This window comes from Flagellimonas profundi (genome assembly GCF_017313275.1).
In the GTDB taxonomy this organism is placed as follows: domain Bacteria; phylum Bacteroidota; class Bacteroidia; order Flavobacteriales; family Flavobacteriaceae; genus Flagellimonas; species Flagellimonas profundi.
Map to the genome: position 1 here is coordinate 798,777 of NZ_JAFLNM010000001.1, position 21,670 is coordinate 820,446.

General features: G+C 41.8%; 24 protein-coding genes. 5 read left to right on the top strand and 19 right to left on the bottom strand.

What is annotated here, in order from left to right; translation table 11 throughout:
- Positions 1–2: 2 nt before the first annotated feature.
- The 10 genes from J0654_RS03635 to J0654_RS03680 all read right to left on the bottom strand — a co-directional run bounded on the left by J0654_RS03635 (position 3) and on the right by J0654_RS03680 (position 7,428).
- Positions 3–620, bottom strand: coding sequence for a hypothetical protein (locus J0654_RS03635; protein ID WP_067037738.1), 618 nt, complete (start codon positions 618–620; stop codon positions 3–5).
- A gap of 46 nt (positions 621–666) precedes the next feature.
- On the bottom strand, positions 667–1,578 hold the full coding sequence (locus J0654_RS03640) for a TraJ family protein (protein ID WP_116183704.1): 912 nt from the start codon (positions 1,576–1,578) through the stop codon (positions 667–669).
- 9 nt (positions 1,579–1,587) lie between these two features.
- On the bottom strand, positions 1,588–2,205 hold the full coding sequence (locus J0654_RS03645) for a hypothetical protein (RefSeq protein ID WP_116183703.1): 618 nt from the start codon (positions 2,203–2,205) through the stop codon (positions 1,588–1,590).
- A 10-nt stretch (positions 2,206–2,215) separates the two neighbouring features.
- Positions 2,216–4,750: a TraG family conjugative transposon ATPase gene (locus J0654_RS03650; RefSeq protein ID WP_116183702.1), complete on the bottom strand. Its 2,535-nt coding sequence runs from the start codon at positions 4,748–4,750 to the stop codon at positions 2,216–2,218.
- Positions 4,735–5,058 carry a DUF4133 domain-containing protein gene (locus J0654_RS03655; RefSeq protein WP_116183701.1) on the bottom strand — a complete coding sequence of 108 codons (324 nt, stop codon included), beginning with the start codon at positions 5,056–5,058 and terminating at the stop codon, positions 4,735–4,737. The genes J0654_RS03650 and J0654_RS03655 overlap by 16 nt, the downstream gene beginning before the upstream one ends.
- A 13-nt stretch (positions 5,059–5,071) precedes the next feature.
- Entirely contained in the window at positions 5,072–5,431 is a 360-nt protein-coding gene (locus tag J0654_RS03660) for a hypothetical protein (RefSeq protein WP_166247889.1), read from the bottom strand.
- On the bottom strand, positions 5,364–5,714 hold the full coding sequence (locus J0654_RS03665; RefSeq protein ID WP_147296617.1) for a hypothetical protein: 351 nt from the start codon (positions 5,712–5,714) through the stop codon (positions 5,364–5,366). Before J0654_RS03665 ends, J0654_RS03660 begins: the two co-directional genes overlap by 68 nt.
- 6 nt (positions 5,715–5,720) lie before the next feature.
- Positions 5,721–6,185: a hypothetical protein gene (locus J0654_RS03670; protein ID WP_067030415.1), complete on the bottom strand. Its 465-nt coding sequence runs from the start codon at positions 6,183–6,185 to the stop codon at positions 5,721–5,723.
- 9 nt (positions 6,186–6,194) lie between these two features.
- Positions 6,195–6,875: a ParA family protein gene (locus tag J0654_RS03675; RefSeq protein ID WP_067030418.1), complete on the bottom strand. Its 681-nt coding sequence runs from the start codon at positions 6,873–6,875 to the stop codon at positions 6,195–6,197.
- Positions 6,876–7,221: 346 nt separating this feature from the next.
- Positions 7,222–7,428, bottom strand: a complete 207-nt coding sequence (locus tag J0654_RS03680; RefSeq protein ID WP_116183698.1) for a hypothetical protein — start codon at positions 7,426–7,428, stop codon at positions 7,222–7,224.
- Positions 7,429–7,688: 260 nt separating this feature from the next.
- On the opposite strand from J0654_RS03680, the gene J0654_RS03685 reads away from it, so the two are divergent.
- Positions 7,689–8,075, top strand: a complete 387-nt coding sequence (locus tag J0654_RS03685; RefSeq protein ID WP_116183697.1) for a plasmid mobilization relaxosome protein MobC — start codon at positions 7,689–7,691, stop codon at positions 8,073–8,075.
- Entirely contained in the window at positions 8,076–10,373 is a 2,298-nt protein-coding gene (locus J0654_RS03690; protein WP_067030351.1) for a relaxase/mobilization nuclease domain-containing protein, read from the top strand.
- A gap of 43 nt (positions 10,374–10,416) precedes the next feature.
- On the opposite strand, the gene J0654_RS03695 is transcribed toward J0654_RS03690, so the two are convergent.
- The 9 genes from J0654_RS03695 to J0654_RS03735 all read right to left on the bottom strand — a co-directional run bounded on the left by J0654_RS03695 (position 10,417) and on the right by J0654_RS03735 (position 19,043).
- Complete coding sequence (locus J0654_RS03695) at positions 10,417–10,704, bottom strand: hypothetical protein (RefSeq protein ID WP_067030354.1); 288 nt, start codon at positions 10,702–10,704, stop codon at positions 10,417–10,419.
- Positions 10,705–10,885: 181 nt separating this feature from the next.
- On the bottom strand, positions 10,886–11,293 hold the full coding sequence (locus tag J0654_RS03700) for a hypothetical protein (protein WP_141673212.1): 408 nt from the start codon (positions 11,291–11,293) through the stop codon (positions 10,886–10,888).
- Between the two features lie 101 nt (positions 11,294–11,394).
- Complete coding sequence (locus J0654_RS03705; RefSeq protein WP_067030360.1) at positions 11,395–11,892, bottom strand: ORF6N domain-containing protein; 498 nt, start codon at positions 11,890–11,892, stop codon at positions 11,395–11,397.
- A 42-nt stretch (positions 11,893–11,934) separates the two neighbouring features.
- Positions 11,935–12,333 (bottom strand): helix-turn-helix domain-containing protein, encoded by a 399-nt coding sequence (locus J0654_RS03710; RefSeq protein ID WP_067030363.1) that lies wholly within the window; start codon positions 12,331–12,333, stop codon positions 11,935–11,937.
- An 85-nt stretch (positions 12,334–12,418) separates the two neighbouring features.
- Positions 12,419–14,950 (bottom strand): type IV secretory system conjugative DNA transfer family protein, encoded by a 2,532-nt coding sequence (locus J0654_RS03715; protein WP_166247890.1) that lies wholly within the window; start codon positions 14,948–14,950, stop codon positions 12,419–12,421.
- Positions 14,951–14,985: 35 nt separating this feature from the next.
- Positions 14,986–15,243, bottom strand: a complete 258-nt coding sequence (locus tag J0654_RS03720; protein WP_067030369.1) for a hypothetical protein — start codon at positions 15,241–15,243, stop codon at positions 14,986–14,988.
- Positions 15,240–16,796, bottom strand: coding sequence for a hypothetical protein (locus J0654_RS03725; protein ID WP_067030373.1), 1,557 nt, complete (start codon positions 16,794–16,796; stop codon positions 15,240–15,242). The genes J0654_RS03720 and J0654_RS03725 overlap by 4 nt, the downstream gene beginning before the upstream one ends.
- Before the next feature lie 75 nt (positions 16,797–16,871).
- A complete protein-coding gene (locus J0654_RS03730; protein ID WP_166247891.1) occupies positions 16,872–17,693 on the bottom strand; it encodes a hypothetical protein in 822 nt (273 codons plus the stop codon).
- 123 nt (positions 17,694–17,816) lie between these two features.
- Positions 17,817–19,043, bottom strand: coding sequence for a hypothetical protein (locus J0654_RS03735; protein WP_147296615.1), 1,227 nt, complete (start codon positions 19,041–19,043; stop codon positions 17,817–17,819).
- Between the two features lie 60 nt (positions 19,044–19,103).
- On the opposite strand from J0654_RS03735, the gene J0654_RS03740 reads away from it, so the two are divergent.
- From J0654_RS03740 to J0654_RS03750, 3 genes are read left to right on the top strand one after another with little or no spacing between them, the layout of a single operon-like run.
- Positions 19,104–19,943, top strand: a complete 840-nt coding sequence (locus tag J0654_RS03740) for a M23 family metallopeptidase (protein WP_067030381.1) — start codon at positions 19,104–19,106, stop codon at positions 19,941–19,943.
- On the top strand, positions 19,930–21,204 hold the full coding sequence (locus J0654_RS03745; protein WP_116183684.1) for a hypothetical protein: 1,275 nt from the start codon (positions 19,930–19,932) through the stop codon (positions 21,202–21,204). The genes J0654_RS03740 and J0654_RS03745 overlap by 14 nt, the downstream gene beginning before the upstream one ends.
- Position 21,205: 1 nt before the next feature.
- Positions 21,206–21,655, top strand: a complete 450-nt coding sequence (locus tag J0654_RS03750) for a hypothetical protein (RefSeq protein WP_141673213.1) — start codon at positions 21,206–21,208, stop codon at positions 21,653–21,655.
- Positions 21,656–21,670: the final 15 nt, after the last annotated feature.

The window sequence follows — 21,670 nt, forward strand, 5'->3', positions numbered from 1 at the left end:
GGTTACAGATCCGTATTGTTCAAAACATCGAACCTGAGGATCTTTAAACCGTTCAAATTGTTCGGTGTCGATTTGGTCTCCTCGATAAACCCCGTTGTGATCAAGGTTCGATATTCCGCATTCCCATCTTTTAAGATTCGTTGTTTTCCGACAAACCGAAATGGAAAGGGATAGCGTGAGTAATCCACTAAAATCGAATCCTTTTCCACTTCGATGGAATAGCCACTTTTGGCTATATCCTCATAATAACTTTGATCGATCAACCTATTGTACAATCGCTGTACCGAATGATCGCCCATATAAAGCGCCCTGCCTTCAATATTTCTTTTGATATGGCGCAAATCAGGTTCCAAGGCAAAGAAGAGTTCATGGAAATTTGCAATATGGCCTTCGCATAAAATATCTACCGCCCGCTTGTAGTCCTTGATTCTGACTACGGCCAATTTCTGGCCTTTATCGAGCAGATAGAAACTGTTCCTGGCACTCTCGTTCGTTCTGTAGGTATAGTAGATATTGAGGATGGTCGAGACGAACGTAAGAATTAAAGATACATATAGTACCTTGTTGCTATTGCTACGAATCCTACTTAAATCGTTGAAAATCCTGTATTTACCGTCCATCTGTTCTTCTGTGTTCGTTTAAATTCTTCTTTGATCGTTGAAAGGATTATTGTATCAAAGTTCTTACGCCTTTTGTAGCTCCGCCCGTCTTTGCATCGACCGCTGTCTGTGCGGCTTTTTTGGCATAATGTTTTGTCCTGTCTTTTAGTTGGCTTGCGCTTACGTTCATGCCCTGCACAATAAAGTTGGACAAGACCGGTGCCTTGAGGTATACGAATACGTTCATTAACATCAATAGGGCACTTGTCAGCACCAGGCCCAAATTGGCTTCTCCGTCGTATAGCAAAGTTTGTATAAGATTATCGAGAATCTTGAGCATAAAATTGTCGATCAGATATAGCATGGGTATCCATAGGCATACGCTCATAAACTTCTGTAGCCAAGCTTTCCACATCCCCGAAAAGACAGGAATGAATGACAGCCCGATATTCAACGGGCCAAATATGATCAGGACGAAAAGGTAGATTACCGACATGGCTTTGATGCCGACAAATACAACGGCCGATATGAACGAGGCAATCGACGTGGCCGTAGAGGTAACAAATCCCAAGGCGATGGATGCAAGTCCTTCCGAATCCAAAGCCAATAAGCTCCATGTGCCGTCCTCGGACTCAAGGGCCTCCATCTGTGCTATAAAAATCTTCGTTTGAAGTACGTCCCACGAAATATCGTTGGCTTTAAAAGTTGTTCCGACCGTTTGATAAAACTCGTATATGGTCAGGATAACCACTTCGTAGTTCAAAAGCAATATGGCCAAAGGCACCCATTTGAGGTAAGCAAGAATGTTCGCTCTTTTTTCTTCGTTCAGAAACACGCCCAGTGCGATAAGCCCGATACCGATATAGGCGAATTGTTGCCCGATACCTATAATGGGATCGACCACCTCAAAAGCGTCAATAATATATTGGTCAAAAAGCTCGTTGACCGTTTCCCGAATTCCTTTGTCCGTAATCTGCATGGTTTCTTTTTATTCTTTGTTCATATTTATCAGTGTGCTTCTGGACTTTCTGAAGGCATTGGTCCGTGAAAGTTTGTTGTTATAGACTATCAGGTTATCGAGAATACTTTCCAGTTCACTGTTGATTCCGTTCACTTTCTTTAGGCGTTCCTCGGGTAGGATTATCGCCTTGGTCTTCAGGATATCGTTGCATTGTTTAAAAAGGTTTTTGGTTTCAAGGATAGCGTTCGCGGCAAAGCCAAAAAACTCCTGCCTTTCTTTTCGATTCAAGTGTTCCAATTGTTGTACGGTCTGTTTGGAAGTGCGATACGCCTCCAAAATCTTGGTTTTTAAGTCGATGGTCCTGCTAACGTCCGTCGATTTGGTCACATAGGCCGGTGCCTGTTTCTTGGCCTCCAGCTCTTCTTTAAGGATCTTTCTCGATTTTAAGGTTTCATTGTTGTTTTTCTCCATCAGGTTAATAAGGCGGGAAAGATTTTTGTTGACGGCCTTTAGCTGTATGTTGATATTCATCAGTTGACTGTTTACCATTCCAACGCTGGCGTTGGTCGCGGCATCGGTAACCGGAATTTGGGAAATGATCGCCAATGGAAAAAGCAAACCCATTAATACAAATGTTCTTTTCATAGTCTTAGTTTTATGGAGCATTTTCAAAGGCGTAGGCCTTTGCGGTCAACTCCCAATTTTTATGATTCTTTTTATACAGTTCCAAAATTTTACCGCTCTCGGTCGGATTGGTTTCGTAAATGCATTTCTCTTCCAAAGAGGTTTCCAAGCCGTAGACCTTTACCTTGTCCATCCAACAGAACGCGGCCTCACGGAACTTTCTGTCCTTCGGTAAATCCTTATTGATGGAAAGAATAAGCTGTTTTTGTTTCTCGTTTAAACCCATAACGGTCTGTATCTTATCGAAGGATTGGGCAAAGTCCCGCATGTCCAGGAAGACCTTGATGTGCGAGTTGACCACAATGGCATTTTTGATGATTTCGGAGGAGATAAAGTCACTTACTTTTTGGGAAATAAAAATAGGCTGGCCTCCCAGTTTTCGCGCCATTCTTGATTGGCTGTTGAAATAGTGTACCAGTTCGGGCCTTACCAAGGCCTTCCATGCCTCGTCTACGGCCAATATTTTATTTATGGACAGTTTGGCGAGGTCATGCATCTTCTTGTTAAAGATCTCCATTATCATCAGCGCAGTGATGGGAAACAGCAGCTCGTTATCGATCAGTTTGCCCAATTTGAAGTACACCACTTTTTCATCGCTTAGTCTGGTAATCCTATCGTCCTGTTTGTTCAAGAGTTCGCCTCTCGGCCCGCCTGTGTAATACTTTTCCAGCAGGAAGAGGAACACATTGGCATCGAATTTTTCCTTCGGAATTTCTTTGGTTCCAATAAATGCTATTATATGATTCCTGCAATACTCATAGAAAGTGTCAAACCTGAAATTTGTATTACCGCTTTGCCACATTAACTCGTAATAACCCGTAACCAAAAGTTCGATAACGGTATTTGCGACTTCCAAACCTGTGACATCCTTACTGTTACCCGTAATCAATTTGAGAAGCGTTACAAGGTGCAGCAGTTTGCTTTCGGCCAAAGTCTTGCTCCGAGTGCGGTTCTCGACAACATCGTGATTGTCCAGAAGAAAAGGATTGAAGGTAAATGGCCGGTCATCATCATGCTGCAGGATTATGCCACCAAATACCTCGGTAAGTTTATCGTAGGAATTGCCGTCCTCGATGATAACGGCCTCCCCGCCTTGCCTCAGTTCGGAAGCGATGTAATGGTTGACATAATAGGATTTGCCGCCGCCCGACCCGGAGGCGACCAACATCCCCCGATTGAATATCCAACCTTTTTCTTCAGGTATTCGATACAAGCTGGCAGTAAGCGGCCGGCCGGAGATTCTATCCACCGTACGCAGCCCATCAACGGCTTTCGACGAATCTTTATAGCCGCCTTCAAAATAGAGTAGGGAGGAGGCCATATCGCTCGGCATGGGTAGGTATAGCTCGAACGGGATGCCAATAGCATTACCAGGGACACCGGCAAAAAACAGATTCTTCCTATCTATACTGTTCCTCTTTGCATTGATCTTCAATTTTTTAAAGGCGGAAGAAATGGAGTTTTCCATTTGCCCTTGCCTGCTCCGGTCGTCCTCGAACCCGAATACATTGAGATGGTAAAAGACCGTTTCCTTGTGGTTTTCAAGGATATCTTTGGTATAGTCGAATATTTGATCCGCGTATATCGCGTTACTGTCATCTTTCTTTCCGGTACTGAAGCGCTGGAAGCTTTTCGCTTTTTTCCGTAGGCTGGAAAGTGCTTTTTCCTGATCCGGTATGTGGATATATTGATTGATGATATGTTCATGGGGCACCTTGAAACCCAAAGAAAACAGATTGCCGATAGGGAAACGATTATGACGGGTAGTGAACTTTCCATATAGCTCATGGGTGCCTACATGCTCTTTGGTGAACTGATCCAAATTTTCCAGCGTGAAAAATTGCCCCTTCTTACTGCCAATATTTATGGAGTTGTTGGCGAAATCCACATCGGTTAGATTGGCGTTTTCTTCACAAATGCCAAAATATTTGGGGTATAGCCCATCCGGGGAAAACAAATCGTCATAATCCAATAGTTCGGACTTTATCAGACCGCTCGAATTAATCAAATTGTCGACATTCTCCACTTGATTTTCGAACTCCTTCAATATTCCGCTATCGATGAATTCTTCGGGAACGGTATGCGACAAATAGAATTCCCGCCTTTTGCCCAAGAACGAGTTCGCCCGTTTGGAACCATAGGTAATGTAATTTTTGGGAACAACGCTGATATATAGATAATGGCTGCCGACCAAATAAGGGCGGTCCTCAAAATGTTTTTCGTTGGCGCGTTCCAACATATCGCCTCGTAGCCTTTGGGAATTCGGAGTATAATTTTCCTGAAGAAAGAAATCCTGCCGGTGTAGGAGCCTATTCGGGCCCAAGACATTGATGATGTTGGAAAACAGCTCTTGAAGCATTCCATATTCCAGAGCATCCAATGTATATACTTCGGGTAATTCAAGTTTTAGGGGAACGGTCAAACAACCCTTCTCTTTGGATATCAATGCCCTTCTCTCATAACCGTAAATAGGGAACGCGTCCCAAAGTGCTACTTGTTTTTCCATAGCAATAGGTTTTCGTATGTATTGGATATTTTTATGGAATCGGGTTTGGCGGCATCTGCCATTTTTTTGACAAACCCATTGGCGCCGTAGGTTCGTGAGTAGAACAGAAGGACGAGGAATATGATGGCGATTGCGATGACGATCGCTAACATGGCCAATACCATCGGAATAAAAGTGGATAGGACCAGTCCCAGTATAATCGCTGCCAGGCCAAGATAAAGGCAGTACATAATGTACTTTGCCTTGAGGCCTCGATATAGGACATCCTTTTGCAGCCCTTTCCTGATCGGGATAAAATTATTCTCCATGACGTAAGGAAATTTAGATGTTGGCAATTTCCTCGCCAATGGCGATCATGGCAAAAAAGATGGCTATCCCAATAATGGCCTTTCCAAGTTTATCCGCAAGATCCGTCTGTTGGTTACGGATATAGATATAGGCCAAGGCCATAATACCAAGTGCCGTGCCCGCTATAATCTTGATAATATCTATGATTTCACGGGAAAGGCTTTTGGAGTCGTTCTTGAAATCTTGCGCCTCTTGCAGGAGTTGGTCAAACTGGCCGTAGAAACATATGGGAATGCAGACCAGAAGTAGGAATAGGATAATGGGATCAGGTTTCGGAATCCGGCCCATTGTTCTCGGCCGTATCCTCATTGCGGATAACTTTGAGTTTTTCATGCTTTTTGCGAGTTAAGGAATTTGCATCATCTTCCAATGAACCCTCTTTAAAAGCTTCCAGAAGTTCCGAGGTGTTTTCCACTTCGGTCATCTGGTCGAGTACAGCTTCCAAATCAGTTTGTTCATTATCTGACTTATATGCAAATATATTATTTAAATGCAAAAAAGCAATATTTTTTGAATCTTTTTTCTTTGACGTTTTTTTCTTCTTGAACAGCACCCACAGAACATACCCGTAATAGATTAGGGCCAAACCTATCAATATGTACCAGTAGCTGCTCAAAGTTTTCTATTTTTGTTCTATTATGTTTATCAGTTTTCTATACTTTTTATCTATAAAATCTTCCAAAACCTTTCTTATCAAGTCATTGCGATGGGTTTTTATGTCCAATTTATAGGATGCCCCCTGTGCCAATTTTTCATATTTTCCCATGCAGTCCTTACTTAAGGAAAGCACGAAGGATTCCTTTCTATCGCGAAAGTTTTCCGTGCGTAGGAACAATTTAAATTGTCGAACCGGGTACTCGTCGGTCATTGAAGAATTTTTGGATGTCATCCCTTTATGATTCTCAATGACTGCGGTTTCTTTCGTATTCCTAACGGTTTTAGGCTCAAAATGTTGTTTGGACCCACTCGGCGTTTCCTCAATCGAACGCTCACTTTTCAAGGTCTTCAGCACATTCACGGTTTCTTTGTTCTGTTCCGCCATTTTTTGGATCAGACCTAGTGTATTTACTTTTTTTCCTCTTTTCATAGTATTGCGCTATTTTGTTAGTTGGCTTACTTCCTCAAAGAAATGTTTGATATCTTTTTCGCCCCTTTCTTTATGCTCAGGTATGGGGTACAGTGTATTCCGATATCTTTCCTTGTAGATGGTCTTGTCCTTGACTACACTGGTCATCATGGGAATACCCGCCTCTTTAAATTGCTGGCGCAGCACCGCAAACTTGTTTCTTTTGACCAGCTTGTACTTGTTGAAAAAAAGATGGATGCTCTTTAATACACGCTCTTCATTATCAAGGAAATTATTTTTCAACGTGAAATAAAAGTGTGAAGTGCTGTCTATTTCCAGTTCGTCATGGTCAAAGGGCACAAAAACATGTTCCACATACATTAGCCCTTTGACCATCTCTACATTCAAACTGCCAGGAAGGTCGAGAATTATATAATCCACTTGGCCATAGTACTTCAGGATGGCATCCTGTAGATTCTGAACGGTTACTGGTTCAATAGGATAAAGTTCCAAACCTGCCCTTTCTTCGGCATCCAACATTTCCATTTCCCGATTCCGTTTTTTGTAGATGGAGTATTGAGGATTATCGGCATCCAAAAGCACAATTTTTTGCTGCTTTGCATAGAAAAGATTTGAAGCTAGAATAATGTTCAATGTCGTTTTTCCGATACCACCTTTTTCGCCTACCACACTAATAATCTTTGTATCCATAATCCGTTATTTAGTTCTTTCAATAATTAGTTAAATGATGAAATAATCAAGGCATTGTTTAATGACCTAAATCCCTAATTAATTATATAATTATTGAGAAATATATAATTATAATTTGTTAATAACTAGATGTTTATGAAAAATAATTTGGGCTAAAACCATATGAGGCCAAATGAATCTAAATGGATCCACAACGTGGTTTCATTTGGCTTAAGGACGAATCTATTTTTATGATATTTCGATGATTTTCTTGAAATGTATAAAGGTCCAATAATGCAAATAGGACCGATTTTTTAAATAATGATCTTGAAAAAATAGGATGGCTGTATCTAGAGCATTTTTGGGTTCAAACACAGTATGACCGATGGGTAAAATCAAAAGAATGTGTAGCCCTTGTTCCTGTGGAAGCCAAGAAATGCCTATCGGCCTCCTTGGCATCCTCGGAACCGCTCAAAAGCCCATGGGACAAAAAAGTCCCATGCACTTTTTTTGCCCAGGCACGGTATTTAAGTTTGCTGTATCGTTTATTATCATTTGAGATGGTGCATATCATAAAATGAATCCGTTATGGGGGCAATAGGTTGTCTTGACAACCCTACTTAAGATGGTAAAAACAATCGTTCGCTGTTATCCAAGATGTTATAATGTCCATAATTAATTTGATGGTACATTTATACCTTAAATATCCCATTTACTTTCGGTAATAATTTCGTATATTGAAATTCAGAGAATTTCGCAAGTTATGTTTTAAGTATCTTAAAACTACTACTTCTAACGAAGTGAAAAATGCGGTTATACCGTTAAACCAGAGAAATGGCACGTAAAACAGGCAGAAAACCTTTAGGCAATAAAAAGCGGATACATGGCATAGTGCTCCGCTTTAATGATTCGGAACTGCAAATGGTCAAGGAGACCATGGGAACCTACAACCTCGATTTTACCAAAAGGGGAGTAGTGGCCCCTTTTTTAAGGCGGCTGATACTTGATAAACAACAGGCCGAGGACACCAAAAAACTGCCCGGACCTTCGGCAAACCTCATTTATCAAATCAATAGGATCGGCACCAATATAAACCAGCTTACAGCAACTGCACATGCCAAAAATTTGAGAAGCCCATCCGCAAAGTTGGATGCTGAAATCGAAAAAACGAATACCTTATTGATGCAAATTTTGGAACTGTTAAGTGAAAAATTACCATAAATGATCGGTCGTATTCTATATCGCGAGACCGTACATGGGGTATTGAACTATGTTTTTGGAAAGAACGGAAGTACCATTTTGGGCTTTCAGAACACGATATCGGAATTTGGCACCACCCCTAAATTTTTCGCGAATACATTACATTTTCAGGGCCAACGCCATGATTCGGCCAGTCGATATGCCCATATTACCCTCAACCTGCCCCATGGGGAGCATCTTGACGACAAAACGTTCTATAAGGTTGCCAAGGATTATATGGATGAAATGGGATACGGGGAACAGCCCTACGTCGTGGTACGCCATAGCGATACCATCCATGAGCATGTACACCTTGTATCTACCACCGTGAACGAATCCGGTACGCTCATCAATTTGCGCAACGATTACCATAGAAATGTAGCCACCCAAAGGTTTTTGGAGAAAAAATACGGTCTCTCTCCTTCGCCGGGCACAAAGGTTCAAAGGGACCTTCCGAAGTACCGTTTGCCCGAACTACAGCTTTCTGTCGATGAAAATAACGGGACTAAATTCTATATGCAGGATGTAATCAACGGCCTGTTGCAGAAATATAAAGTTCGGGGTTTTGAAGAGCTGGCGCGATTGGCAAAACCTTACCATATCGTCGTAAGGACGATGACCCATGCCAGCGGAAGGGTAGGGGTGGCCTACGGCATCGACAACCAAAAACAATACAATACCCAGTTCATAAACGGCTATGTCGTCCATCCTGAACTGAGTGGGCCAAAACTAAGGACCATCTTTGAAAAATACAGCAAATCAAAGCTTTTACCCATGCACAAAAAACGTTTGGAAAAGCAACTGCTGACCACATTTAAACTCTTCAATAATATTAAGACCGAGGATTTGCCCGATGTCCTGAAATCTTATCAGAACATCGATTGTCAGCTACTATATGGAAGGAATAGGCAATTGGCGGACTTTATTATATATGATAAGTCGGGATATACTTTTAAGGCATCCGAGATAAGCCTGCAACACGATTGGCCCAATAATTCCCGATTGAGTGGAGACCAGTCCTCCGAGACCCACATTGATATTGGGAGTAATCAGTTTAGCCTTGAAATCAAAAAACTGATAAAGAACGCTTTCTACAAATCGTATCTGGGCACAAATAAAAGCAAGGAGCTATTGTCGGAATTTGTTGTAAACAGAAATCTTAAGGACTTGCTGCCACTTATAGCACGTACTGAGCACTATTCTTTTTTGAACCACTATCTAGGTGCAAATAACGGAAAAATGTTGCCCAAGACCCTTAAAAATAGGTTTGATGACATTCGAGCCGAATTCGCGAAGACCGAATCGAAAAGGGAAATCAAAAAACTGGAAATAAGGACGGGGTTGATTAAAAAGGTGCTGGAAAAATCGGTTTTTGACATAACCAACGATACGAACATCGCATTTTATCTACTACGGGGGTTAGGTCTAAAATATCATCACGGCAACGTTACCTTTTTGAATTCTGGCACACATTCCATTCCCCTTACATTGCAAGGAATAATTCCCTCCAATTCCGATGAAGCCTATATTTCCACCGGGTCCATCAACCAAAATGAAAAGGTGTTGGAAATGCTAACAGCGGACGATAGCACAAAAGCCATGGATTTAAATCCAACATCATTTTTCCTGCCGATATTGATGCCGGAATTATATGGGAGCATGACCAAAACGTTTCGAACGGGTTACGAGAAAAAGAGTTTAAAGGCCTTTCATAAGGCAATGGAAGGATTCAATATCCTATTTGAAAAATCCCCAACCGATTATATAAGGCTTTTCAATGCCAGAGGTTTCTTTTTTGAAGCACGGGGAGATAAAATCCATGTAGCATCCATCTATTCCAAATATCCGGTCAGTGTTCCATTACGTAAAAACACTAATGAATATCTCAGTTCCCTGAAAAATTTGGATGATGTACTGAAAGAACAACGCACGGCCATGGATAGTATAAAAAAGCAGGGACGAGGGCAGCTTAAAAACCTATGGGTCTCTTATTTAATGGAAAAGCAGTGGTACGGAAAGGTTGCCTACATAATGGTCTATGAAGGTATTCAACCCAATTTACATCCTGAAACGATGGAGTACCATATGGAAAACGGCTTACGGGAAAAATTGATCGAGATGTCAAACCGAAAAGTTAGTGCCGAACAGGCCTCATTGCTACGAAAAAGTGTTTATGCATTCAGTTCACTTCTAGGTGGCGATTATAAAGAAGAAGACGTCTTTAACGGGTTTAAGGACGAGTTTACTGACTACTCGAAATATAAATCTTTATTTATCTAGGAAAAGACACCTTATCGGGATTTGGTTTTGGCGAAACACTTTTTCAGACAACAGGCTGGTACCTATAAGTACCACCATCCACCAAAGCTACGACCCGCGACGTGGTCGACTCGGTAATCTGCGAAACACTGTCGGCATAGAATAGTCTTACGATAACTTTTGGGTTGTTGAAATAGGGTGGTTCCCCTCTCAAGGGCTGCCCTTCGTCAATTCCGGCTATGAACATGACCTGGCCTATGGATTGCCATGATTTCGCCTTGATGAAGAACCCATATTTCAATTCAGCTTCGTAGTATTGTTCGTAAATATTTAAAAGACCATCAGAATTCATACCCTGCTTATTTTAAGCTCCTTGTATCACGGAGAATTTTATTAATAAAGTGTTTCAAAAAACATGGCTAGTGTCGTTAATTTAGAAGTTGAAGCCAATGTCATGATTTTGGGGACGCAATAAAAATTGATTATTTGCGCCTCTTATTTTCAACTAAATATCCCAAATTCTTTAATTATCCCTAAGAGCTTGACTTTTCGAAAAGCCAGTTGGAGTTAACCAAAACTCCATCACTCCATGCCGAGATTTTTATATTTTTTATCGAGGATTTTCTAGTCCGTTTTAATCTCACATCATAGACATTTGCTCTTTCGTCGTTTAGTTCTCGTATTGAGTGCCATATCTTTTGGACTACGAGTTTTTCTCCCAGCTCTATTTTTGATCTAGGGTCCTTTGAAATTACTGTTAGAATATCCCCAGGTCTTGCATTGAACCATAGTCTGGCCTGTTTCAAATTTTCCTCAACTTTGGCTTTTTCCTTACTTTTACGCCAATTTGGGTAAAGAAGTCCTGAACTTGATAAGGATTTATATTCCGAATTGGTCAATCCATTTCTACACCAATCGGCGAACTCAAGTAATTCTTCCATGGTAAACTTTTTTGCGGGACGCTTCATTTTATTGGTTTGAAATATAAAGTCATTGAAATATTGAATTGGTACACGAGTTTAAATTTCCCATCGTAACCTGGTTACTTATATCCAATACGTTTTCTGGGCCCGGTCTCTTTGACGATAAGCTTTTTGATCGCGTCAAAGACCACTTTGAACTGCTGGTCGTATTTCCGTTCCATAGCCAGTATTTGTTTCTCCAGCTCCTTGTTCGATTGAAAAAGCTTTCTGAGTTGGACAAAGGTTCTCATTATAGCGATATTGACATCAAGTGCCTTTTGGCTTCTAAGTACACTGGAAAGCATAGCCACCCCTTGTTCGGTAAAGGCCATGGGAACGGCCCCACCTAAAATACTTCTGTTGGGTATCACATTCTGTGATACCAGTTCATCTATCTCAGGGACGCTGAGCTCGAACATGAAATCCTCCGGAAACCTGTCGAGGTTCCGTTTGACCTGCTGTTTTAACGATCTTGTTTCCACTTCGTATAATCTTGCCAAATAAAAATCCAAGATTACCTTGTGCCCCCTTAAATAATGGATTGTTTCGGCAATGGTTTCTGATACGATCTTTGTCATATTTGGTCGGTTTTGGGGTATCACAAATTGTGATACCCCTCTTTAAATTTTCTTCTTGAAGGTCATTAAGGCATCCACTATAGAGGACTCCAATTCCTTATATTCCTCCTGTACATCCGTTTGGTACACCACGTTCTCGCCGATATTGTGCTTTTCGATAAACTCGTTATCGTACGAAAAGATCCACATCATATTATAGCCCAACGTATAATAATATAGTGCCAGCTTTATAGTGGTAAGGGAAATGGTTCCCCTTTCGACGTTCGCGATGGTCATGGGATTCATATCAAAACGCTCCGCAAGTTTTTTCATTGAGAATTGACTCGTAATTTGATTGTCGGTGTCCTTCTTGACCAGTTCTTCGCGTATCATACGCAAACGCTCCCCGATGTAAGCAAAGTCCTTCTTTGACCCTTTCATGATTTTTTCTATATCTTCCATACTATTTAGTTTACTAGTTTATATGACACTTCAGCTATCGGCATTCTTGATTGGTGAATTTGAGGCTATGCTAAGTTGCTATTCATTATTCTTCTTTGGTTTCGACCGGAAAACTCGAATATAAAGCCTCCAGATCCTCTTGTTCGGCAGCGGCGAACAAATTCACTTCCTGGCTTGCCGACACCTTTTCGAATGTCGGGATTTGATGGACCTTTAAGAACGCATCTGCCAATTCCCTGCTCGGCTTCTTACGATATTCTTTCATGAAATGCGCTGCGATGGCCTCTTCCTTCTCTAGGGATTCCCCGATCTGATCACCCATTTTATTTTTATCGAAAACGGTGGATTCGAGTTGCTTTCCCGTGCTTATCAAATATTCCTCCTGAACTAAAGTATCGATATCCTTAATGACTTTCAAAAAATTGATATCCAACACATTATCGATTTCCTTGTCAATGTACATCCGGTCCACTAACTTAAAAATGAAAGCCTTTAGATCTTCTTTTGAAGTTTTCCTTCTTGAAAGCTCTTCCAAACGGGGCAGGTGGTCAAAAAGTTTCAGTTCACGTACCAATGCTATGAACTGCATACGTTTTATGGTATTGGAATAGTGCTTATGGGCAAACTCCTTTAGATATACATTGTAAAAATCAATATAGTCCAATTGCTGGAAATCGATTGCATGGACATTATCGAAAAAATCAAGGGTCCCAATAAGTCGTAGCTTTCCTTCGACCAACTCTTTATGGTTCTTGCATTTAAAATGGGTATGTACGGGAATATCGTATCTACCTTGAATTTTCTTCGAGGCCATATTAGGTCTTATCTGGCCGAAACATAGTTTTTGTTCAATGGGATTTTCAAAGGTGTCGGCAACGATTCCCCCAAAATGACCTGTGGACATGCTCGTAATCTTACTCTTCGGCAGCAGTTCGGAGAGAATGGTACTATAATTGACCGTAGTGTCGTTATTGGAAACCGTTTTGCTCTTTTTTTCCTGATGTATCCTACCGAATATTTCACTTATCCGTCTTGCGGTTTCTCCTTTGGCGGCCCCACTGAAAACGTTCGAGCAATTGTCGAATATAACCTCCGCAAGTTCTCTACCGTAATCCGCGATCAGTTGCGTGACGCTCTGGATGCCCAATATGGTAGCGATATAGTGCGACCTTCCGGTATCGATTATCTTTCGAAGCCCCATAATAAAGACAGTCGGGACTTCATCGAAAATCAATCCTAACGGTCTTCCCCCGGGTTTATTGACTACTTGCAAGGTCTTATTGATGTAGAGGCCGATAGGGGCCGCGTAGACTTCCGAACGGTCAGGATTGTTTTGGATACACACGATTTTAGGTTTTTTGGGATTGTTGATATCCAGGCGAAAATCGTTACCGGTCATGATATAGTAGATTTCCTTGTTGGCCAACATCGATAGTGAAATTTGTGCGCTCGCGGTCTGCCCTGCCAATTGCTGGCCCGCTTGTCTTTCCATGGCATCCTTAAATGGAATCATCAAGGTGCGTACCTCCAGGTCCTGCATCATGATTTCCAACAGGTACTCGATGTTGACCATGGATAAGGTAATGGCGTGGGGAAGCGTACATATGTTCTTGCCCAATTCCTCGGATTTCTTCTTCAAGTACCAAATCAGTCCCGAAACGAAACTTATGGCGCTCTTCGCGAAGAAATCGCTGCGCTTTATCCAATCCTTGTTCAGGTTTTTCATGATAACGGTGGCCGCATCCGCAGCATCGGACTGGTTCTTCATCAAATACGGATCGATGGGATTGCAACGGTTCGACTTTTCGATGTTATCAAAACTTATGACGTAGAATTCCGGAATTTTTACGGTTCGGGGGACCTTGTCATTTTCGGGCCGTTCCCTTTTTCTTCTGAGGTAGTTGTAGGCGATTTTGCTCAGGGTGTCGAATTTAAAATCATAGAGCAGCATGGTAAAATCCTTTTCTATCATTTGCTCGATAATTTCCTCGATCAAGGCAAAGGACTTTCCGCTACCTGGCGTACCGATAATCAACAAAGCGCGAAAAAGGTTGACAAAATTTATCCAGCCCTTTCTTAATCTCCCTTTATACCTATATTCATAAGGTATGTTTACCGAATGTTCGGTGTCCACACGTTTTTCCGTTTGCCGAAACATCTCGTTCCGGTCATTGAAAGGGTCGTCATCGACCATGTTGCCGAAATTCATCGTTTGGAAAATATGAACCGTACCGGACACGGTAAATAGGAACCCTAAAAAATAGAGACCTGCGGACAACCACAACATACCGATATGGTTCGTTTTAAAATATGCAGATATTAAAAGAAGCATACAGCCCATACCAAAATACGAAAGGCCACCGGAGAGCGATTTGCCTTCCTGTTTTTTAGGGTTGTATAACAAGACCGCACCAAAAATGCACATCACCAACAATCCCCTGCTTTTCAGGGGGCTTTGTAAGGGTCCAAATCGCATCAAGAACCGATAAACTATTTCGGAAAGATTGGAATCCAACTGCCGGTCCTGCAGGATGGGATAGTAGCCCGTAAAACCTATTACCGTAAATACCAGCACGGATAGTAGCATTGCCGAAAAAGCCAGATTCTTGTCCTTCATGTTGAAAACTTCAGGGTTGGAATGAAATTGAAGGACTAATTGAACATACGTTCCTTCCATTGCTCTACCACTATGTTGGACGCAAGGACGAAAGATACTTCATTCGACTTTATGTAGTCTATGGTCTTATCCATCAATAGACCGGCCTGATCGTTGATGAATTGGGCATAGGTATCCGCTTTTTGCAGACGGTGCTTTAGTTCGATATCGTTCTCTTCGACGAGTTCGTCCAAGAGGGCGACATAATATTGGTTGTCCTGTAGTTCTTCCGATAGTGGTTCCATGATATTCATGCGATATGGTTTTGTAAGTTATCGTTTTTCTTTGTTCTTTCATCCTCCCTTTCCCTGGAAAGAAAAGCGGTGTTCTTAAAATGGGAGACAATGGCCAAATAGGGGATGGCATACGTATAGGTCAACCCGAAATCACATTCGACGCCATTTGGCTTTATGGACTTGATGGTTCCTTTGTTCGTTGCGCCCTCTGGACCCTTGGGCGATTTCAATTCGATTTGATCGCCAATCCCCAATTCCTTGGGTACGACTTTTTCCATTTTTATAAATTTTGTTTTTTTCGAAACCATGAGGTCGTCGTTCCAGTCCTTTCCGTTTGATTTATGGATGTTGGCGGTAAAAGGGAGATACAGGCCGTTAATGGCGTCGAGTAAGGTCTTGAATACATTTTGTTGCCGTATGATATGGGTAGTATTGATTACTTCCTGTAAAGAGAATTCCAAAAGCAATTTATCGGAGAACCCCACACATCGAACCAAACCAAAAACATGGTTATCCCTACGGAGGTCAGAGGTCAATTTTTCCTCCAAGAGATTTTTGTGGGATGCAATCCGATTTCGCACTTTTTCAGTATAATGGATGCTCAAACTGACATTGCCATTTTTGAACGAGGCTTCCGCATAGAGGTCCGTATTGTTTTGATTGATCAGGGCCGTAAAGATCTTTAGGTCATACTCATGGCCAGATATGTCATTGTCCATGATGGATTTGAGTTCGAGGCCTTTATTTTGTAGCATTGGCGTAATCAATTGCATGAAGAATTGTAGTTTTTCCCTGTGCACGTTCCCACCGAAGGAAACGTAGAAATCATCCTTTTTGCCATGAAGTTCTTGGTAGGAAAGAAGGTCTATACCGCTTTCCCCGAAAATAATTCTGGTCGGCCTTGCCATGATTTTGGAATGAAAAAGAAAATGATCTTTTTGATTCAATACAAGACGGAACTTTTTTACTTTATTGTCGGCCCTTCTGCGGTAGGGCTTGTTATAGAGGATATAGTTTTTTGGGTCGCCCGCCAAATCATATTTGGGAAAGGCGATGTTGGCGATTCTACCGCCGTTGTCCCTAATGTGATAGGCATTGAAAATGCGGCCCCTAAAGAGCGGACTGTTTATGGTAGCTTTGCAGATTCCCCGATGGATCCGTAAATAGTTTGAATTCCGTAACGGGACTATATTGTATTTTTCTTCCAACGATTTTAAGAAAGCATTCGATTTTGTGATTTTGATAACGGTGTTCCCTAGATCGTAGGTTCGATTGGTTATTTCCAAACCGCTTTCTATGGCTTTGTAGAAATTGGCACTACGTTGCAAAAGGTATTTAAAGAACAGGCCCTTGTCGCAGGAATCGTTCCGGTTGAAGTAGGTCATGGGTTTGCGCATCGTCTGCAGTACAATGCGGTCCTCGTCATTTTGAAACTCCATAGACCCGGCACTTTGTTGTACCAACTTGTATCCGTTCTGATGTAGGTACATCGGAAAATTAGCCTCTTCATTGATCTGGGCAATCAAATTTTTATAGTGTTGCGGGTTATCCCCGTAGTTTGGACTTTGCATGGAAAGGTTTTAAAATGGCCGACACACCAAGCATGTCGGCCATTACATTGAGTTGGTAATTATTGGATTACATACTTATGGCGTTGCTAGGCTGTTTCTTTTTTTTTCGCCGCTTACCGTTATCGCATCCTTGGTTTCCATATCCTTGACCTTTGCTTTTTCCAAAGATTTAGTAATAAAGCGCTCGGCTCTCGGGCTGTAGCTGACCATATAGGTCAAGGGCCCCTTCTTGGTTGCCTTGATCGTTATTTTCGTCTCCTTGCCCTGATTTAAGGAATCCGCCTGTTCTTGGGTCAATTGTTGCCCATAGAGATAGGTGCTGGACGACAAAGCCGATTTTGTACGGATGTCGTTCAGTTTTGGCTCGTAATAGGCCAGTTTCGTGAACGATTCTCCATTGGAGGAACGGCCCTCAAAGGAAACGAACCGGCCCTCATTGACCATTTTGTCAAACTCGGCCTGTGTAAACTGGTGGTTGTATGCCTTGGCCTGGGCCAAGGTTACCTCCTCCTTGCGCTTGATTTGAACATCCAATCGGGAACCAGAAGTGGGGCTGTATACCATTTGCACCATTTTAACGCTTTCCTTGATGACACCATCTTTTGGATACGCGGATTTATGGAGGTATTCTTCCCCTCTTACGATGGCATCCTGCACATTCTCGGGGAGCTTGGCAAAACTGATATACGCACCTTCAAGCCGTTCTTTGGCCTCGCCCAACGCAAATCGCTGCGCAGGAGACTTTTGCATTTCGAGATATTCGCTCTGCTTATCGATTTCAAAGGTCAGATTGTCGGCCGTCTTCACTTTGTACGTTGTGTCGTTGACGGCGACCGCATCGCCTTTCTGCCATGCCTGATTGAGTTTTACGAACACTTTTTCTACTTGTTTTTCCATTTTTGAGTGATTTTTAATTGTTAAGGAATTTTTAATTAAGTACTTTTGAGTAACGAGCATTTCAGGAGTGATTTGCTAGTTAAGGAACGGAAAAGGGGCGGGAGCGCCCTTTTTCCATTTTTTTTATAGTGCGATTCTATATTCTTTCAACTGCACCTCCTTTCCGCTTTTGGATCGATGTTCCATGGTCTCCCATTCCGAATACCAATTACCGGACTTGGGTTTTAGAATATCTATCGCCTTGTTCAAATAGTTTTTATAGTACGACCAGACCAAAAGTTTAATGGCGTTCGTCTCCAAGGGCAATCGCACCTTGATACTTTCCTCGTTTTTGGAAACCGAGATTCCGTACCGGTTCAATCGATGCTGGTCGAGTATGTTGTTATATCTTAAAAAGCTTTGGGCCAGTTCCTTATTGTACCTTTTCGTATGGTCATAAAATCTGGAAAAGGCTTTTTTGTCGCCAATAGGGAATCTTAGTACCATATCCCTGTCCGTCAACGACAATTTGAATCCGGAATCCTTTATGAAGGTTATGAAATGAAGGTCCCGTAAATAACCTTCTATTTTCTTTTCTCCGGTAAAACTAAGCATAATCTTGTCCACTTTAACGGTTTGCCGTATTTGAAAAAGAATATCGGTTGTTTGTGAATTTATTTCTCCCAACGCCATATACACCACGTTTTTCAATTGGAATTTTTTATGAAAGGCCAAGGCCTCCTTGGGATTCTTGAAAAGAAAGAGTCCGTCAATTTTCTTGGGTATATTGGAATACCATAAGGCATGCTTCGCAGCTGATTCCCGGTAGGGGGCCACATTTTTGCCCGCGTCGACGAAATACCCGCAAACGGTATTCTGCATATTGAACAGGGGGAAAAGAATCTCCCCTTTTTCGTTTAGGAACATACGGCCGGTAAAAGAGGGTAAATCGGCAGCATCACCGTACAGGCCTTCGCCATTATTTTGGATGGGAAGTCTATAAGAATCGAAATGATTGAAATCCTTGGGCACTTTTTTGAACTCACCCTTCCAATCCCTTGATATGGTCAAAGCGTCAGTCTCCAATACCTTTGTATGGTAGGCCGCTACCTTGTCCCATAGCATTTCTTTTTGTACGCCCTCAATTTTCGAGACGTGTTCGGTGATCAGATCTGTTGCCGAGAGTTTTTCCTTCGGACGTTGGGCCTTATAGTACAAAAAGCCCTCTTCTGTATATATGACTATATAATACAGTCCGGCATTTTCGAAAATGCGATGGGTCTTTTCCGTTCGAATACTTTGGAAACCCAAGTGTTCAAAAAGTTTGGGGAGATGAATCCTATAGTCTTCCACAAGCCATTTGTTCATCATATCCTATTAATGTTTGTGTATTTGCATTAAAATAATATATTTGCTTATAAATACAAATATATGAATTTTTTTGAATTCACAACATTTCGAACAAAAAATATCATCTTGGGCATTTGGGAATGCTTGAAACAATTGGGAAGAAAGGAGTTGGCCTATCTTCTTTTATTGACGCTTGTATGCCTTGTGTATTTTGTACAGGGAGATCACAAGATGTCGGAAACGAGACTGCATGACGCCACCGTTGCCATGGCCCAGTATCAAGAACGCCTAAAACTGAATATAAATTCCGATTATGGCGATTCACTGACCGTTCAAAAAGAGCGGGAACAACTACTGATGGCCATCGAGGAACGCATCGTGACGTATCTCTATCAAATTCCCGATTATTCCTATATAGGTTCACTGGAAACGTACTTGAAATGTCGCCACGTACTATTGGAGCAACTCCCTTCCGCCGTTCCCTTGGAAAAAGGAGATTATATACTTTCGAGCGATTACGGTATTCGGAGCCATCCGATTTCCGGAAAGACAAAAAAACATTTTGGAATCGATTTGGCCGCATCCAACGGCAAACCCGTCTACGCATCGGCCTCCGGTATCATTACCGATATTTTCTATTCCGATAAGGGCTATGGAACCCATATCATAATCAAGCACCGATTCGGTTTTCAGACCCTTTATGGGCATCTGGATAAAGTTTTGGCCCATAAGGGCCAAAAGGTCGAACAGCATGAACTCATCGCTACCGTGGGAAGTTCGGGAAGTTCCACTGGCTACCACTTACATTACGAGACCATCAAAAATCAAGTAAAGATCGATCCGAGACCCTCACTTGCCTTAAAGAAGAAGATATATGAACATGTAATCCAAATAAATCCAAATAAAGATGGAGAAGAATAGCATAAAACGTTGGCAGAAGGTACTGCGTTCGGCAAGAAGGCTGTACCATTCCGTAAATAACTATAGGATGAGCGCTAAAGACCCCGATTTCAGGGATTTCAGCCTTCTGGAATACGACAAAGTAACACCTGAAGAGGTAAACGATGCGAAACGATTGGGTTTCATGAAACAACTCCAGCTTGCAAAAAGGGGATATGTAGATAAGAACCTTAAATTACAATTGGTAGCCGCAAAACGGAAAGAACGTTTTATAGAACAAGACCACAAGATTGTTCCCTTCGGAAATCTTCGGGTCATGGAAGGGGAAAAGCTAGTGGCCATGATGCAATTGGGCTTTGACACCCTTAACGAAACTTTCTGCGTAGCCTATCGCAATCATGAAAATATTCCCCTATGGAAACCTTATGACACGGTAAGATTGGAACGGTACTTTGGTGCACTGCATCCGGAAATGGGCAATAAACTTAAATTAAGCCATATTTTTTTCGATATAGGTGCTCTGAAAGTCGGCCAAGATTACAAATTGGCGATTTGTCGGGTCTATAATGATGCCGTTCGGCAAACATTTCATAGCAACACCTATTTTCAAAATAGTATTTCCTCCCCAAAGGAAGACCTATTAGTGAACCCCAAAAACTATTTTGGCCAGCAATTTTATCTGTCCTTGTCGCAAGGGAAGGAAACCATAATGACATTGACCGAGGCGACCGACCTTTATTTTGTTTTTCAGTCATTTATGGAAACGGCACCGAAACAGGAATCCATTTATTTTGAAAAGCAAGAGTTTAAGAAGCGATTTCTCGATAGCGGAATTATAGTATTGGCCCATCTTAAACATGGACTCCGCCTAGGGGTTCAAAATGGAACGTTACAGATAGGGAAACATGACGGGGCAAATGGAAAGGGGCGTTTACGCTGGGAAAATTTTGAAAGCCGGATGCAATCGGGTTCGCTCTCGGCCATTGAAAAGTACTATATATCGAAAGAGGTCATTTCAAAAAAGAACTTTTTGGTCGAAACGGATGCCATTTCCTTGAAATCCGACACCAATGAGGCCAGTCTAAAAAAGCACTATGGCACAGGAAAATGGCATTTTTTGGAAGGGAAACATCATCGGTCAGCAATGAATTCCAGACCGGTTGACGACTCGGTATTGGAACACATCAACCGAACCTATTCCCGAAGTACTAATTTCCAAACTGCGTTGGCAAAACTTCAAAAAAATCAAACCATACAAACTGCACAAATAAAACAACAATAGCATGGATCGGAATATGCTTATACATCAGGGCAACACCTTTGAGAAGGTAATGGAAACCATCGATTTTACCTACTACATGGATTTTAGCGAAGGGGACGATAACGGCAGTGTTATTCTATTCGATAGGGAAACACAAAAGTTGGTTTCGGATAACTATATGGCGAACCGTGATTTGTACGAAAACCTTTTGTACTACAATTACGAATGGATTTGTAAAAGGCTCAGATATGCCAGAAAATGTATGGTCGAAGAACACGGAATCGACCTTGCCAAGGAATATTTTCTCAAACATGAAAAAGAGTTCCAGGGAATTCTTTGCAGGTCTGAAAATATAACGGACAAATGCAATATGGCTTTACAAAAGGACTTGGGTTTTACGCTCTCAAGAAATGATCTGCAAGAAGTTCGCAAGCTTCTGAACAGTAACCAAAACAAAGGATTAATTATGTAACATAACCATCCGATC

What these genes read in the sequence shown, in the direction of transcription:
- J0654_RS03720 (WP_067030369.1), bottom strand. Translation starts at nt 15,243, where the DNA reads ATGAATATCATGGAACCACTATCGGAAGAACTACAGGACAACCAATAT.
- J0654_RS03695 (WP_067030354.1), bottom strand. Translation starts at nt 10,704, where the DNA reads ATGAATTCTGATGGTCTTTTAAATATTTACGAACAATACTACGAAGCT.
- J0654_RS03670 (WP_067030415.1), bottom strand. Translation starts at nt 6,185, where the DNA reads ATGAAAAGAGGAAAAAAAGTAAATACACTAGGTCTGATCCAAAAAATG.
- J0654_RS03635 (WP_067037738.1), bottom strand. Translation starts at nt 620, where the DNA reads ATGGACGGTAAATACAGGATTTTCAACGATTTAAGTAGGATTCGTAGC.
- J0654_RS03675 (WP_067030418.1), bottom strand. Translation starts at nt 6,875, where the DNA reads ATGGATACAAAGATTATTAGTGTGGTAGGCGAAAAAGGTGGTATCGGA.
- J0654_RS03730 (WP_166247891.1), bottom strand. Translation starts at nt 17,693, where the DNA reads ATGGAAAAACAAGTAGAAAAAGTGTTCGTAAAACTCAATCAGGCATGG.
- J0654_RS03660 (WP_166247889.1), bottom strand. Translation starts at nt 5,431, where the DNA reads ATGAAAAACTCAAAGTTATCCGCAATGAGGATACGGCCGAGAACAATG.
- J0654_RS03710 (WP_067030363.1), bottom strand. Translation starts at nt 12,333, where the DNA reads ATGGAAGATATAGAAAAAATCATGAAAGGGTCAAAGAAGGACTTTGCT.
- J0654_RS03655 (WP_116183701.1), bottom strand. Translation starts at nt 5,058, where the DNA reads ATGGAGAATAATTTTATCCCGATCAGGAAAGGGCTGCAAAAGGATGTC.
- J0654_RS03745 (WP_116183684.1), top strand. Translation starts at nt 19,930, where the DNA reads ATGGAGAAGAATAGCATAAAACGTTGGCAGAAGGTACTGCGTTCGGCA.
- J0654_RS03680 (WP_116183698.1), bottom strand. Translation starts at nt 7,428, where the DNA reads ATGATATGCACCATCTCAAATGATAATAAACGATACAGCAAACTTAAA.
- J0654_RS03640 (WP_116183704.1), bottom strand. Translation starts at nt 1,578, where the DNA reads ATGCAGATTACGGACAAAGGAATTCGGGAAACGGTCAACGAGCTTTTT.
- J0654_RS03705 (WP_067030360.1), bottom strand. Translation starts at nt 11,892, where the DNA reads ATGACAAAGATCGTATCAGAAACCATTGCCGAAACAATCCATTATTTA.
- J0654_RS03645 (WP_116183703.1), bottom strand. Translation starts at nt 2,205, where the DNA reads ATGAAAAGAACATTTGTATTAATGGGTTTGCTTTTTCCATTGGCGATC.
- J0654_RS03715 (WP_166247890.1), bottom strand. Translation starts at nt 14,950, where the DNA reads ATGAAGGACAAGAATCTGGCTTTTTCGGCAATGCTACTATCCGTGCTG.
- J0654_RS03690 (WP_067030351.1), top strand. Translation starts at nt 8,076, where the DNA reads ATGATCGGTCGTATTCTATATCGCGAGACCGTACATGGGGTATTGAAC.
- J0654_RS03740 (WP_067030381.1), top strand. Translation starts at nt 19,104, where the DNA reads ATGAATTTTTTTGAATTCACAACATTTCGAACAAAAAATATCATCTTG.
- J0654_RS03650 (WP_116183702.1), bottom strand. Translation starts at nt 4,750, where the DNA reads ATGGAAAAACAAGTAGCACTTTGGGACGCGTTCCCTATTTACGGTTAT.
- J0654_RS03750 (WP_141673213.1), top strand. Translation starts at nt 21,206, where the DNA reads ATGGATCGGAATATGCTTATACATCAGGGCAACACCTTTGAGAAGGTA.
- J0654_RS03685 (WP_116183697.1), top strand. Translation starts at nt 7,689, where the DNA reads ATGGCACGTAAAACAGGCAGAAAACCTTTAGGCAATAAAAAGCGGATA.
- J0654_RS03735 (WP_147296615.1), bottom strand. Translation starts at nt 19,043, where the DNA reads ATGATGAACAAATGGCTTGTGGAAGACTATAGGATTCATCTCCCCAAA.
- J0654_RS03700 (WP_141673212.1), bottom strand. Translation starts at nt 11,293, where the DNA reads ATGGAAGAATTACTTGAGTTCGCCGATTGGTGTAGAAATGGATTGACC.
- J0654_RS03725 (WP_067030373.1), bottom strand. Translation starts at nt 16,796, where the DNA reads ATGCAAAGTCCAAACTACGGGGATAACCCGCAACACTATAAAAATTTG.